General features: G+C 45.0%; 15 protein-coding genes. 14 read left to right on the plus strand and 1 reads right to left on the minus strand.

Translation table 11 applies throughout. The annotated features are described in order from the left end of the window. Nucleotides 1–6 precede the first annotated feature (6 nt). From MKY95_RS08910 to MKY95_RS08970, 13 genes are all read left to right on the plus strand, one after another. The gene (locus tag MKY95_RS08910) at nucleotides 7–771 is read left to right on the plus strand and encodes an SDR family NAD(P)-dependent oxidoreductase (RefSeq protein WP_339198277.1); all 765 of its coding nucleotides are present in this window, start codon (nucleotides 7–9) and stop codon (nucleotides 769–771) included. 184 nt (nucleotides 772–955) lie between these two features. Continuing rightward, a complete protein-coding gene (locus MKY95_RS08915; protein WP_339198280.1) occupies nucleotides 956–1,645 on the plus strand; it encodes a response regulator transcription factor in 690 nt (229 codons plus the stop codon). Beyond that, entirely contained in the window at nucleotides 1,642–2,646 is a 1,005-nt protein-coding gene (locus MKY95_RS08920) for a sensor histidine kinase (RefSeq protein ID WP_339198282.1), read from the plus strand. Before MKY95_RS08915 ends, MKY95_RS08920 begins: the two co-directional genes overlap by 4 nt. 116 nt (nucleotides 2,647–2,762) lie before the next feature. After that, nucleotides 2,763–3,518 (plus strand): ABC transporter ATP-binding protein, encoded by a 756-nt coding sequence (locus tag MKY95_RS08925; protein ID WP_076327097.1) that lies wholly within the window; start codon nucleotides 2,763–2,765, stop codon nucleotides 3,516–3,518. Beyond that, the gene (locus MKY95_RS08930; RefSeq protein ID WP_339198284.1) at nucleotides 3,515–5,440 is read left to right on the plus strand and encodes an ABC transporter permease; all 1,926 of its coding nucleotides are present in this window, start codon (nucleotides 3,515–3,517) and stop codon (nucleotides 5,438–5,440) included. The genes MKY95_RS08925 and MKY95_RS08930 overlap by 4 nt, the downstream gene beginning before the upstream one ends. A 200-nt stretch (nucleotides 5,441–5,640) precedes the next feature. Further along, entirely contained in the window at nucleotides 5,641–6,186 is a 546-nt protein-coding gene (locus MKY95_RS08935; RefSeq protein WP_339198286.1) for a ClbS/DfsB family four-helix bundle protein, read from the plus strand. Continuing rightward, nucleotides 6,186–6,716, plus strand: coding sequence for a CDP-diacylglycerol--glycerol-3-phosphate 3-phosphatidyltransferase (gene pgsA / locus MKY95_RS08940; protein WP_036610288.1), 531 nt, complete (start codon nucleotides 6,186–6,188; stop codon nucleotides 6,714–6,716). Before MKY95_RS08935 ends, pgsA begins: the two co-directional genes overlap by 1 nt. A 16-nt stretch (nucleotides 6,717–6,732) precedes the next feature. Beyond that, complete coding sequence (locus tag MKY95_RS08945) at nucleotides 6,733–7,158, plus strand: GNAT family N-acetyltransferase (RefSeq protein ID WP_339198289.1); 426 nt, start codon at nucleotides 6,733–6,735, stop codon at nucleotides 7,156–7,158. A 40-nt stretch (nucleotides 7,159–7,198) separates the two neighbouring features. Beyond that, complete coding sequence (locus MKY95_RS08950) at nucleotides 7,199–7,636, plus strand: GNAT family N-acetyltransferase (protein ID WP_339198291.1); 438 nt, start codon at nucleotides 7,199–7,201, stop codon at nucleotides 7,634–7,636. Between the two features lie 109 nt (nucleotides 7,637–7,745). Further along, nucleotides 7,746–8,168, plus strand: coding sequence for a hypothetical protein (locus MKY95_RS08955; protein ID WP_076318269.1), 423 nt, complete (start codon nucleotides 7,746–7,748; stop codon nucleotides 8,166–8,168). A 178-nt stretch (nucleotides 8,169–8,346) separates the two neighbouring features. Further along, complete coding sequence (locus MKY95_RS08960) at nucleotides 8,347–9,567, plus strand: RtcB family protein (protein WP_339198294.1); 1,221 nt, start codon at nucleotides 8,347–8,349, stop codon at nucleotides 9,565–9,567. A 14-nt stretch (nucleotides 9,568–9,581) separates the two neighbouring features. Then, on the plus strand, nucleotides 9,582–10,268 hold the full coding sequence (locus MKY95_RS08965) for a DUF4272 domain-containing protein (RefSeq protein ID WP_339198297.1): 687 nt from the start codon (nucleotides 9,582–9,584) through the stop codon (nucleotides 10,266–10,268). Further along, nucleotides 10,243–10,770, plus strand: a complete 528-nt coding sequence (locus tag MKY95_RS08970; RefSeq protein WP_339198300.1) for a DUF4272 domain-containing protein — start codon at nucleotides 10,243–10,245, stop codon at nucleotides 10,768–10,770. The genes MKY95_RS08965 and MKY95_RS08970 overlap by 26 nt, the downstream gene beginning before the upstream one ends. Before the next feature lie 185 nt (nucleotides 10,771–10,955). Here MKY95_RS08970 and MKY95_RS08975 read toward each other — a convergent pair whose 3' ends face one another. Continuing rightward, complete coding sequence (locus tag MKY95_RS08975; protein WP_235193769.1) at nucleotides 10,956–11,996, minus strand: LacI family DNA-binding transcriptional regulator; 1,041 nt, start codon at nucleotides 11,994–11,996, stop codon at nucleotides 10,956–10,958. A 527-nt stretch (nucleotides 11,997–12,523) separates the two neighbouring features. Here MKY95_RS08975 and MKY95_RS08980 point away from each other — a divergent pair. Next, nucleotides 12,524–13,903: an extracellular solute-binding protein gene (locus MKY95_RS08980; protein WP_339199938.1), complete on the plus strand. Its 1,380-nt coding sequence runs from the start codon at nucleotides 12,524–12,526 to the stop codon at nucleotides 13,901–13,903. Nucleotides 13,904–13,986 lie beyond the last annotated feature (83 nt).

Raw genomic sequence — 13,986 nt, forward strand, 5'->3', positions numbered from 1 at the left:
ATCGGAATGGGAACAGAAACAGGAAGAAGACACTTTATCATTACAGGCACATCCAAAGGGATCGGTTTACAACTTGCAGAGTTATTATTGGCTAAGGGGGATTACGTTTACGGTATTTCACGAGGGAGTTCGGATCTGTTGGAATCAGGCGAGGAATGGAGGGGGCGTTACCGCCATGTTCAGTACGATTTATCCGATCTGACGGGGCTTGATGATTTGGTTACACGCATATTGGACCAAATACCTTCTCAGGAAGCTGAATTCATTGGACTCATTAATAACGCAGCGATGCTAGAGCCTCTAAAACCTATAGATCAATGCAGTGCGGCAGAGATAGTTCAAAGTCTCAACATCAGCCTCGCAGCACCAATGATATTGAGTTCATCTTTTATTCAACAAACAAATCACCTGTCCGCCAGACGTAAAATTGTTAATCTCTCATCGGGTTCGGGAAGTTATCCCGCGCCTTCCATGACAGTGTACTGTACATCCAAGGCAGGCATGAACATGTTCACCCAATGCGTATCTTTGGAGCAAACGGGCCAACAGAACCCTGTTGAGATTATTGCTTTTGATCCGGGGATGGTTGATACGGAACTGCAAGCTGTTGCACGAGGCAAAAGTGCAGAGGAGTTCGCCCTTGCGGGTATATTCAATCAAGTATATGAAGCAGGACAATTAAGATCGCCACGAGACGTAGCGATGAAGTTGATCGAGCGGATGGACGCACAGAGTGATGCAAGCCATGTTATACACACTATTGAGAGCTAATATGATATACGTATTTCGGCTTGTTTTCTTTACGAAGTATGGATACCTTTTGATATAAGCCCAACTTCCCTGTACACTGGAATCAGCGATCGGAAATACGATTCGTAACGGTAAAGGTAATCCTGCAACAACGGAGTCTAATTACCTTATTCAACCTAGAAGATCAGAAACGTGGTGAAGTCTCTTGTTTAAAATTATGCTCATTGAAGACGACGAGTCGTTATTCAATGAAATCAAGGAACGTTTGTCCCAATGGTCGTATGACGTGTGTGGTGTGCAGGATTTTGGAAAGGTATTGCAGGAGTACAGCGTAATTCAGCCGCAACTGGTCATTATTGATATTCAGTTACCCCAATATGACGGGTTTCATTGGTGCCGGATAATTCGTTCGCACTCCAATGTGCCGATTATCTTTTTGTCCTCACGCGATCATCCTGCGGATATGGTTATGTCCATGCATTTGGGTGCAGACGATTTTATCCAGAAGCCTTTTCACTTCGATGTATTGATTGCCAAGATCCAAGCGACTTTGCGGAGGGTGTACAACTATAATACAGAGCATATTGAACTTCGAACCTGGCGCGGTGCCACTATTGAATATGTGAAAAATACACTGACCTGCGGGGATGAATCTGTCCTGTTGACCAAAAATGAGATGTTCATCCTTAAAGTGCTGGTCGAGCATAAAAATCAGATTGTTACCCGTGAGGACCTCATACGGAGCTTGTGGGATCATGAGCATTTCGTGAGTGACAACACGCTGACGGTTAACGTCAATCGGTTACGGAAGAAGCTTGAACCCATCGGATTGGAGCGTTACATTGAAACCAAAGTAGGTCAGGGGTACATGGCAACGGAAGAGGCAGAAGCATGATCGGAAAGTACATAAGAGAAAGGGCTAGTTGGTTATGGCTACTGATAAGCATGCAACTTATTATTTTATTGGTGGCCTATCTGGACTCGTCCATTCCATTCCAATCTGTGGTGTATATCGTAGGACTGAATGTGGTGGTATGCCTTGTTTTTATCTGGGCGAGATACCTGAAAGAGACCCGTTTCTATAAAAAGTTGAGCATCTGGGATCATACCTATGATCTGGGAGAACTTGATATCGCCGAAAGTCCATATGAGCAGATTGTACATGAGGCCGTCAGTTCCCAGACACAGCGGTATCGTAAGGAGTCTTCACATCATTTTATCGCTCTGGAACAGGAGAAGGACGAGATGTTGTCCTGGATTCATGAGGTGAAGACCCCACTGACTGCGTTGCAACTGATGATCGAGCGCTTGCCAGATGACAAGTTACAGAGCCAAATGACATATGAATGGTTACGAATTCATCAGTTGCTGGATCAGCAGCTTCATCAGAAGCGTATTCCGTTTATGCATAATGATCTGTTCATCGAAGAGACGGAACTTGAACCAGTATTGAATAGCGAGATACGAGCGTTGAAATCGTGGTGCATTTCCAAAGGCATTGGCTTTGATGTGTCTTTAATGGTATCGCGCGTGCTCACAGACAGCAAATGGTTAGGCTTCATCCTCCGGCAGTTGTTGAGTAATGCGGTCAAATATAGCGATTCATCGGACATCCTCATTGAAAGTTGGGAACAGGATGGACACATCATACTCATGATTCAGGATCACGGGCGAGGGATTGAGACTCAAGATCTGCCGCGTATATTTGATAAAGGATTTACGTCCACCCGAGGCAGAATGGATGGGGCGGCTACCGGGATGGGGCTGTATCTGGTTCGTCAGGTGGTCCAGACGCTTCATATGAACATTCATGTAGAATCTTCTCTTGGCGAGGGCACAATCGTCACACTTACTTTTCCGCGAAAAAACGACATGGTGCATTTTGCAGGCGTGTGACAACAATGTCACATGCTTTTTGGTTTTGTTCGGTGAATCACACGATAACACTGCACATTCCGCCTATGATATAGACACGAGCATTTTGCAGAAGATCTAAGAGGAGTGAGTGGGATATGTGGATACTGGAAGCCAAAAAAATTCATAAAGTCTATGGTAATAAATTAAATAAACAGGAAGTGCTGAAGGGGATTGATCTTGGGGTAAGCAAGGGAGAGTTTGTTGGTATTATGGGGCCTTCGGGTTCGGGTAAAACAACGCTGCTTAATGTACTTTCCTCCATTGATCGGGTGAGCCAGGGCACGATTGATATTGAGGGCAAGGAATTCACCGGAATGAAGGAGAAACAGCTGGCTGAGTTCCGCAAACATCATCTGGGCTTTATTTTTCAGGAATACAATCTTCTGGATACCCTTACGGTGAAGGAAAATGTATTATTACCGCTCTCGATTACGAGCATTCCAAAACAGGAGGCACACCACAAGTTTGAACAGATCGCACGTGAACTGGGAATCTACGAGTTGAAAGACAAGTATCCATCTGAGATTTCAGGGGGTCAGAAGCAGCGGACTTCGGCAGCACGAGCATTTGTCCACGAGCCGAGTATCATTTTTGCGGATGAGCCGACAGGAGCGCTGGATTCCAAGTCCGCTTCGGATCTGCTCGGCAAGTTAAGTGATATGAACAGCGCACGAAAAGCGACTATTATTATGGTTACCCATGATCCGGTTGCCGCAAGTTATTGCAGCAGAGTGATCTTTATTCGAGATGGTCAGATCTACACCCAGTTGAATAAAGGAGACGAGTCACGGCAATCGTTCTTCAACGATATTATCAAAACCCAGGGCGTATTGGGTGGTGTGCAGCAATGAGCTTGAATTATATTATCTTCCGCAATCTCAGAAAAAATCTGAAGAATTATTATCTCTATGTATTTGCGCTTGTGTTCAGTGTGGCCTTGTATTTTTCCTTTGTGACGTTACAGTATGATCCTTCCATGGATGAGGTAGCTGCTTCAACAAAAGGTGCGGCGGCTATAGGCGCATCTTCGGTACTGTTAATCGTCATTGTTGGTATCTTTTTGCTCTATGCCAATACGATCTTTATCAAGCGGCGTAGCAAAGAGATTGGATTATTTCAATTGATCGGACTGACGAAAGGCAGAATTTTTGGTATTTTGAGTGCGGAGAATAGTATTCTTTATTTTGGCTCCATGGCTATCGGTGTGTTAATTGGGTTTCTTGCGTCCAAGCTGGTATTGATGATATTGTTCAAAATTCTCGGTGTGGATGCGATTACGAAACTATATTTCTCTCCGATGGCACTGATGCAAACGGTGATTGTTTTTACGATCATGTATCTGCTCATCATGCTGATGAACTACACTTTTATCAAGAGACAGAGCATTCTCTCACTTTTTCGGGTGTCGGCCACTTCGGAGCAGCAGGTGCAGAAGATGTCTGTCGGACAGATGATTGTTGGCGTCTTGGGCATTGCTCTGATTGTGTATGGATACTTCATGTCTGCACGGCTGTTCAGCGGTGAGGCAATGGATATGCAGCAGTTGATGTATACGATGATCCTGATTCTCTTCTCGGTCATACTGGGGACATACCTGTTCTATAAGGGTTCGGTAAGTTTTATCTTTAATCTGATTCGCAAAAGTAAAAACGGATACCTATCCATTCATGAGGTGTTGTCTTTATCTTCAATCATGTTCCGCATGAAGTCCAATGCATTGCTGCTTACAATTATTACAACCGTATCGGCGCTTGCTATTGGCATGCTGTCACTCAGTTACATTTCGTATTATTCCGCAGAGGCTCAGGCGAAAGAAAGCTTGCCGGAGGATTTCTCTTTTGCTCAGGTTGATGTGAAAAATCGCTTTGTAACGGATTTGGAACACAAACAGATTCCATATGAAGAGAAGCATAGACAGCCCATTTATATTGAAATTGATGCTCATAAAGTGATGGATGAGTCCATGACGGAAAAGTACCTGTTCAGTAGTGTGTTGAGTGACAAGATGGTAGATAACATTGATCTGCAACCAGGCGAAGTGGTCTTCATGGGATACGGAAATGCCATTCAGCAGTTGATTTCCATTCAGGAGACAGGTCCAATTGTCTTGCATGGATTGAAGCGAACGCTAGACCAACAACTGATCGGAACCACCCAAAAGGGGGTTCTTCCTGGATACTATTCTGGGGGCACGCCTGTAGCGGTAGTAGATGAAACGGTATACCAGCAGTTGCGGCAGGATCTCGATCCCGAGCTGCAAAAATCCGAGTGGGCGGATTACTATGGTGTACGTATTCTGAACGAGGGGCAGGCTGAAGAGGCATATGCCGTATATAAGGAGTTGGAGCTAGAAGCTCCGAGCTTCTCCCAGGTTGAGTTCAGAAATAACCAACGTAACAATATGGGCTTAATTATGTTCATTGTTGGTTTCCTTGGTTTGACGTTCTTGATCACATCGGGATGTATCCTGTACTTTAAACAAATGAACGAGAGTGAAGAGGAGAAGGACAATTATACCATTCTGCGAAAACTCGGATTTACACAAGGCAATCTGTTGCGTGGAATTCAGATCAAGCAGTTGTTTAACTTTGGTATTCCGCTTATGGTGGGGCTGAGTCATAGTTACTTTGCCGTGAAATCAGGTTGGTTTTTCTTTGGTACGGAGCTGGCGACACCTACGGTCATTGTCATGATAGTCTATACATTGTTATATTCGATCTTTGGTCTGTTGTCTGTGTGGTACTATAAACGGGTGATTAAGGAAGCTTTGTAGAATTGGGATCACGAGTATGCTGATATAGCAAAATAGGTTGAGTAAAGGGCAGCTGTATTGTTTACAGACTGCCCTTTTTTCTTGCAGAAATAAATATAGCTTTATGAAAAAAAAGGATGATTATGGAATTGAGTCGAAATGATGATAGAGTCCATGCTTCTGATTCATGTATAACGGTGAAACGAGAGGAGTGGAGTAGCGTGCCTGGAGTTCTATATGCCTCGAAGAAAGAGTTAAGTGAGACGATTCGACGCACCTATGAATTGTTTGAGGGTGAGTTCAATGACATCCATAACAGCGACAAAGATAAGTGGGTTGAAGGTGTGGACAAGACGCCTGCCCAGATGATCGCCTACCAGTTAGGATGGATGAACCTGGTGATGGAGTGGGAGAGAAATGAACAGTTGGGACATGAATGTCATATGCCTGCACCAGGGTATAAATGGAACCAACTGGGGCAATTAAATGAATCATTTTACGAAAAGTATTCAGGCTATACGCTGGAGGAGTTACGCTCATTGTTTCGGGAGACAGAACAACAATGGCAGAACTGGATTGCCTCGCTGAGCGAAGAGGAATTATTTGTACAAGGGATAAGACAGTGGACGGGGACCAAGCCCGGATGGGCTATGGTGAAGTGGATCCAGATTAATTCGGTAGCCCCTTTTAAATCTTTTCGGACCCGAATTCGTAAATGGAAAAAAGGTCAGTTAGCCAACATGGATGAGGGGAGTGGAGATATCTAATGAATCTGGCAAATAAAATCACGTTGGCTAGAATCGCGTTGATTCCATTGTTTATGATCTGTTTTCTCAATCAGCAAAGCGTGATGATTGCACTAATTATATTTGCAGTAGCGGCAGGTACAGATAAATTGGATGGATATGTGGCGAGGAAATATAACCAAATCACGAATCTGGGAAAGTTGCTTGATCCGCTGGCGGATAAACTGTTGATTGCGGTAGCGCTGGTCATGATGGTTCAGGAGAATATGATCAGTTCATGGATTGCTGTAATCATTATAGGACGTGAAATCGTCATTACTGCATTGCGAATGGTAGCGACAGAACAGGGCATTGCTCTTGCAGCGGATCGATATGGTAAGATCAAAATGGTGCTTCAGGTGGCAGCGATCATTGCCATTTTGTTGAATAATGTTCCGTTTAGTTTGCTGACTGATATCAGAGTGGATGTGGCATTGCTATGGGTTGCAACAGGCGTTACTCTCTTATCCGGAATGAATTACATTATCGTAAATTATAAACTGTTGAGATAAAAGGAGTAATTAGGAGATGTCTAAAGGAAATATAACCCCAAGTACCGAGCAAGATTCAGAGTATGTTCGAGAGCAACTTATCGCATTTAATGCTGCACATGTGAGTGAGGAATTAAGGCATCGGTACGAAGAACTGAATTTCAATATCAAAAATGAGACTGGCGAGATTGTTGCAGGTGTGCTTAGTACACTTTGCTGGAACTGGCTGGAGGTTGATATTCTTTGGGTGGATTCTGAACAACGGCATCGGGGATATGGTTCACAGTTGTTGCTTGAAGTTGAGCGAATTGCGCGAGAGAAATCTTGTGATTTTGTCATGTTGAACACCTTCTCCTATCAAGCACCGGAATTTTACAAGAAACATGGCTACCAATTGATCACAACGATCGAGAATGCACCGACTGGACACAGTCATTATTATTTTAAAAAGGACCTCACTTAAGACAGACAAAGCATGCGAAATAGGAAAAATCAGGAGGGTTATGATGGTTACCATTAAAGGAATCGAACTTGAAGATTTACCGGCACTAAGCCAGCTATACAATGAGTTGATGGGAATGCCTACCAATGAACAGCAGATGAAAAAGATGTTTCATTACATACAGCAGAATGGCCATTATCATGTGCTTGGGGCATTTTACAATGGCAAACTGGTTGGGTCCGTTATGGGGGTTGAGTGTATGGATCTGGTAGGGCCATGCAAACCGTTCATGGTTGTGGAGAATGTGATTGTATCGGATCAGGTACGCAAGCAGGGCATTGGGCAGAGGTTAATGCTCCAGATTGAGCGGATTGCAAAAGATATGGGTTGTGGTTACATGATTCTGGTGTCTGGCGATCAGCGTAAGGAAGCACATATATTTTATGAGAAGTTAGGTTTCAAGGATGAGAAGGTTCAGGGTTACCGGAAGCATCTTTAACAGACAGGTTCAAGTGAAAATTTCTTACACGAGTGGAAGGATTACTTAAGGAACACGGCGAATAAGGCATAGTCTTAACAAAAGAAACGAATAAGAGGGAGGCACTCTCGTGTTCAAAAAATGGGCTAATGTTTTCATGGTTCTGAGCCTGGTATTCGCCGTATGTTCCCCAACCTCCTATGCTGCCGCCAAAACGGTCAAGGTAACCGTGACGTTGGTGAGCGCAGAGCTTGTCGAGAATAACTCTGTCGGTAATGAGTGGGCCATCGGAGCAAGTGTGAACGGCAAAGATCTGGAAGAGGGTTCATCGGTCACCTTAAATCTGAAATCCACAGGTACGTTGAAACTGGAGGCCATCGCCGAAGAACAGGACAAAATTCCCGATTACGGGGATAAAAGCACCAACGTCAAACTATCTTCGTTCTCCAAATCAACCAACAAGACACTTTCCGTGGTGGTGACCGAGAACAGAGGCCGATATTCTGGTAACACAGCGACTTGGGCGTTCAAGTTTAAGATTAGCAAGAAGTGAATAGGAACCAACCGTGAGAAAAGGGAGCTGAGCTCTCTTTTTTTATGCGTAAATAATTGGTGATCTAAAGTAAGGCGACGTTTCGAGCCACGCTAATCTTTGTTAAACTAATGAGAACAACAGTATAGAAATAAAAGATGTATTTTCAAAAAAAAGTACATAGGAGGTTAACACAATTATGCGGATCGTAGATAACATTAAAGTCTGGGGGGAGCCGCTGGAGAACGCCGTAAGTCAGGCGGTGACTTGCTCGCAATATGGAGATGTATTAGGTGTGGCTCTGATGGCCGACCATCACAAAGGTTACTCGCAACCCATCGGTGGCGTTGTCGCTTATCGGAATATGATCAGTCCGTCAGGTGTCGGATATGATATTGCCTGTGGCAACAAGGCTGTGCGCACAAATCTGATGTGGGAAGATATTCGGGATCAGATTGTAAAGATCATGGATGACATCAATTCGACCATATCTTTCGGCGTGGGCCGCAACAATCCAACACCCGTGGATCATGAACTGTTCGACGACGCGAGCTGGAAGCTGTTTGATAGCATTGAACCGGGATTACAACATAAGCTGAAAACACTTGCACGTAACCAACTCGGAACCGTAGGCAGTGGCAATCATTTCGTGGATATTTTTGTAGAAGAGGCAACGGGAAAGGTGTGGATCGCAAATCATTTTGGCAGCCGCGGGTTCGGTCACAAAGTGGCGAGTGGGTTCCTTAACCTTGCCGCAGGGCGTCAGTTCAGTGGCAAAGCGCCGGGCGAATCGATGGATCAACCGCCTACGTTGTTTGACCTGAACAGCGAAATGGGTGATATGTATTGGGACGCAATGACTTTGGCGGGCCGATACGCCTATGCAGGACGCGACTATGTCATTGAACAGGTGCTCGGAATTCTCGGGGCAAGTGCTGAATACGCCGTTCATAATCATCACAACTTTGCCTGGAAAGAAAAACACATGGGTGAAGAGGTAGTTGTGGTCCGCAAAGGCGCAACGCCATTGGCACCCGGGCAACTCGGTTTTGTCGGAGGCAGTATGGGGGATATCTCGGTAATTGTGGAAGGGATCCACAGCGAGGAGAATACCGAGTCATTCCGCAGCACCGTACATGGGGCAGGGCGCACGATGAGCCGGACCCAGGCGGCTGGCAAAATGAATTACAAGTTGCGCACACGCATGGGCGGTGAGATTAGCGAAGCACAGATGCATGAGGCGATTCGTGCCTATGGTGTCGAGCTGCGGGGAGCGGGCACAGACGAAAGTCCGTTTGTGTACAAGAAACTGCAAGACGTACTGAACGCACATGCGAATACGCTGAAGATCAACCATGTGCTGCGTCCCGTTGGTGTCGCCATGGCCGGAGGTAATGAATTCGATCCATACAAGGATTAGTCAGAGAGAAGAGGGTGAACTTCATTAGGAATTGTGCGATATATAGCTCTCAGTTTGACCTGGATCAGCTGTTTGAATTGATTCAATCCATTTATCCTGAGGGTACGATTGAACGCCGGGAAGACAAGACCCATATTCAAGTGACTCAGAAAAAATGGCTCAGTAAGAAAACCAAAGGCTTTAATATCATGACAAGCCAGACACATCCTGAGGAATTTACGACAATGATTCAGGGGATGCTTGGATTTTTGAGTCAGATTAAAGGGCGCAATGCTTCGCTCCAGGAAAAGGTATTGATCAAATGTTCCACATTGAACATGGTGGTTGGTATTGAGACGGAAGAGGATATATCGGAAGAATTCTTCGGCGAATTGTTACGGTTGGCGGATGCGCTGGATGCCGTCATCTTCTGGGGAGGTGGATCTCTGCTGAATGCACAAGGCCAGTTATTGCTGGATGTGAATGGAGAATCTGAAGTGGAGGATTACACGGTGACAGCGCACACCAGTTTCCTTGACGGTAACAGACCGCAGTCGGAGTCGGGCATTCAACGTAAAGCACGGTCAGAGCAACTGTTGACTGAACAAGGCATTCCGTATAATGCGCACTTGCCCGTAAGGGCCGGAGACGAGCACACCACGATTCGGAGTAAAGAGGAAGTCGCGCGTCGTGCGGTTGCCCTATGTCTTGCCCGCGCTTAAGGGTGAGTGTCTGGGAGCCGGCGAAAGTGCGGATGATACCGCAGCACTGGTTCAGGAAGTGATCGACAAGTATGAGGCTGAATCTTTTTTCTCACCCGCAGAGAAGAGGTTTATCGACCAGCACGGAGCAGAGCAGCAGGAGATCATCTCCTTCTCTTGGGGATATGAAGCCTACCACGTAATGTTATGGGCGCTTGGTTATGTGAAGGAACTGGGTGCACCAACGGAGTTGTGTAACGTAGGGAAGGATGTCGGTTATTTGCAACAGAAGGATAGTTTTACCGACTTTCTCTCCGATGCATCTCTGCGTAACAAAAGCGAGATTCTGGATGAAGCAGATCTGATCTACCGTTATAACTGGGTATGCGTGGATAGTCGTGTGAATGACAAAACACCTCCAGCTGGCCTGAATGGTGGAGTGGCTTATGAACGTCACCGTGCATTGAACTGGCTGATCTGTTATCTGGATCTGGCGTGGGATGATGTGCGTACAGATACGTAGAACGGGATGATGTGACGGCCTATTGTAAATAAACAATAAACATTACACAACATACAACAATACAAATACCCCTATAGCCGCACGAATACGGTTAAAGGGGTATTTGGTGTGCTGTTCTGTGTGGACATAAGCATTATTCCATATATGCTTATGTCCACACATATTCACCAACATGTATTATACTTTTACCCACTATGTCTGCCAAACTGTTCACGAATAATGACATCAGCAAGAATCAACTTTTTCTCGACGTTGCTCTCTGGATTCGCAATGCGCCATAACATCTGATCCACTGCACGCGCACCGAGCAACTCCTTGTTCACATTAACTGTAGCCAGTAATGGGATATTGTCGTATAGATTATCAAATCCCGTGACAACACACTGATCGGGTACACGAATACCCATACTCTCAAGGGCTTCTATGGTGTATAGCCCATAGAAATCATTCGCACATACAAACACTTCAGGTAAATTATCCTCACTGATCACCGAAGTGAACGTCTGGCGGAACTCATCCAATGCCTGATTACTCAGCTCGGGAATCTGATGTATTTCCATCCCATGGCCCATAAGCACAGAAGTGTATGCAATCCAGCGTTCATAGAAGCTATGAGCATCACCGATATTGCCAACAAACTGGAATGTTTTGAAACCCTTGCGGAGCAAATAGAGCATGATCTCACGCATGGATGCAAAGTTATCGGTGAATATGCTGTCACTGTGAAAAACAGGGTCCAGATGATCGACCATCACAACCGGAATACTGAGACGTTTGATTTCAAGCAGAATCGGGGTCGAGATAGAGCCAACGGTAATGATTCCACGAATGGCATCCGGGTTGAGCAGGGTAAATAGCTGGTCTGCTGAGGGTTCCGTTAAGGTCAGAATATTAATCCCTTTTTGGTTCAGCTTGGAAGAGATCCCGTTAAAGACGGGGCCCCAGTATACGGAGTCTTGATTTTGGTACCGAACATTGGGGAACAAAATCAAGATCGTTCCGCTTGAACGTGTGTTCTTTGGTTCCTGAAGTTCATGGCTGTTATACAGTTCACCAGACAACATGCTGTTATCTTTGAAATATCCAAGTTTGCCAGCGGCCTTGAGAATGACATCCCTCGTTTGATCGCTAACTCCCGATTTTCCAGACAAAGCTCGTGACACCGCGAATTTCGACAAACCCGTAAAATGTGCAATCTCCTGAATTGTTACCTTTGTCTTCATCATACCATCCTTACACTCGTAGTTCTGCCGTATTCCTTATTTGGAGCGATATCCAACGATTCTAGTATAGCATGATGTATTTCTCTTAATCTAATAACGGACAGAGAATTCAAAATGTTAGTAATACACAGTATTTTAGGATGAACGTTCAACGTGACGGTAAGCATATTTTCAGATAGAATGACGAATTTTGTCTGCTTAATTATTATTTTGTTATTTTATAAAAATAACAAAATAAACAAAGTTATAATCATAGCTTAATAAGCATGTACTTAGTGGACGTACTCATGAATAAGATAAAATACAGGATAATTTGAGCTTAATCAGCATTTTATCAGAGAAATTAGAAAATGTTAACAACAAAAATGTTGACGCTTACATTTTGCTGTGTTAAATTTTGTTTGTCAAAAGCAAACAAAGAAATAACAAATGGTGGTGATTTTTTATTTTCGATTGGTTGATGAATGGGGTTAATGATTTAGGGTAAACCATGATTGGTATACACATTCGGGGAGGTTGTTAAAATCATGATGAGAAGATGGAATGTTCTGCCTCTGATGTTATTGGCCGTGATGCTTTTTGTATCCGCTTGCAGTGGTGGGGGGACAGCGCAGACGGGGACCGAAGCAGAGGGAACAACGAACTCAGGTAACAGCACCGAAGTCGCTGAGACAGAGAAAGAGGGCGGAGCGGAAGAAGCTGTGGTTAATGTGCCTGATCTGGGTGGGCGTGTCATCAAGGTTGCGGCCTGGTGGGACTTGAAACCAGCGGGAGAGACGGCCTCCGATAAGGCCAGACTCGATAAAATTGCAGAGGTCGAGAAGAAATACAACGTGAAACTGGAGTTTGTTAACGTACCTTTTGAAGAATACATGAACAAATTCACAACGTCTGCACTGGCTGGCGAACCGTTCGCCGACATCGTTCAGATGGAGTACAAATCCGCACTACCCGCCATCCTCAAAGGGCAACTGTTGCCCATCTCCGAATTCACTACACCTGAGAACAACATCAACCAAGAGGCTAACCTGATTGCAAAATTTCCTGCCATTGCAGGCAACGAATACGCCTTCGAATCTCCAACCAGCATCGGTCTGGGACTTCACTATAACCGTGACTTGTTCAAAAAATTATCTTTGCCTGATCCGCAAGAATTGTATAACCAAGGCCAATGGGATTGGGACAAATTCATGGAACTCGCCAAACAGGCAACCAAAGATACCAATAACGACGGCAAAATTGACGTATATGGATTTTCTGGCTGGGCCCTTGATGTCGTTCGTCATTTTACCGCAGCCAATGGTGGAACGATCGTAGATGATACCAATAGCAAAGAAGGATTGTCCGATCCGAAAACGATTGAAGCTGCCGAATTCGTTAAACGCCTGTATAACGTGGAAAATGTCGTGAAGGTCAAAACCGGCGACAAAACCAATTGGGAGGAAAGCAATACGTTCAAAGATGGAGATGTAGCTCTGTTCACCGCTGCTGAATGGCAGTTGGGTGATCTCACCTTTGCGGTTGGTGTTGTGCCGATTCCGAACGGGCCTCAGGGTAGCAAAGAGGTAACGTATGCAAACAACGCGGCATCAGCGAAGTTCATTCCAAAAGGTGTGGAGGATCCAAAGATCGTCTACCAAATCTATGAAGAGACCTTCGACATCCCGCAGATTGAAGAGTATCCAGGTCAAGATTATCTGGAGAGTCGTTATACCGACGAGAAGGATATTGCGATCATTCGCGAGCACATCGCTGGAACCGGCCGCATCTTGCTGGATGATGCCTACACAGGATACCCTTTCGGGGATTATGTGAACGATATCATTAAAAACAATGCTTCCGTGACAGCAACAGCCGAGAAATACAAAGCACAGGCACAAGCGGCCATTGATAAACTCGGCAAACAATAATCACACTTATCACCAGCAAACGATTCAGGCAGGGGCTCGTGTCGGCAAAGTTGGACGGAGCCCCTTTTCCTGAACCACCAAAT

Origin of the sequence: Paenibacillus sp. FSL P4-0176, from assembly GCF_037975265.1 — a bacterium.
GTDB classification, from domain to species: Bacteria; Bacillota; Bacilli; order Paenibacillales; family Paenibacillaceae; genus Paenibacillus; species Paenibacillus amylolyticus.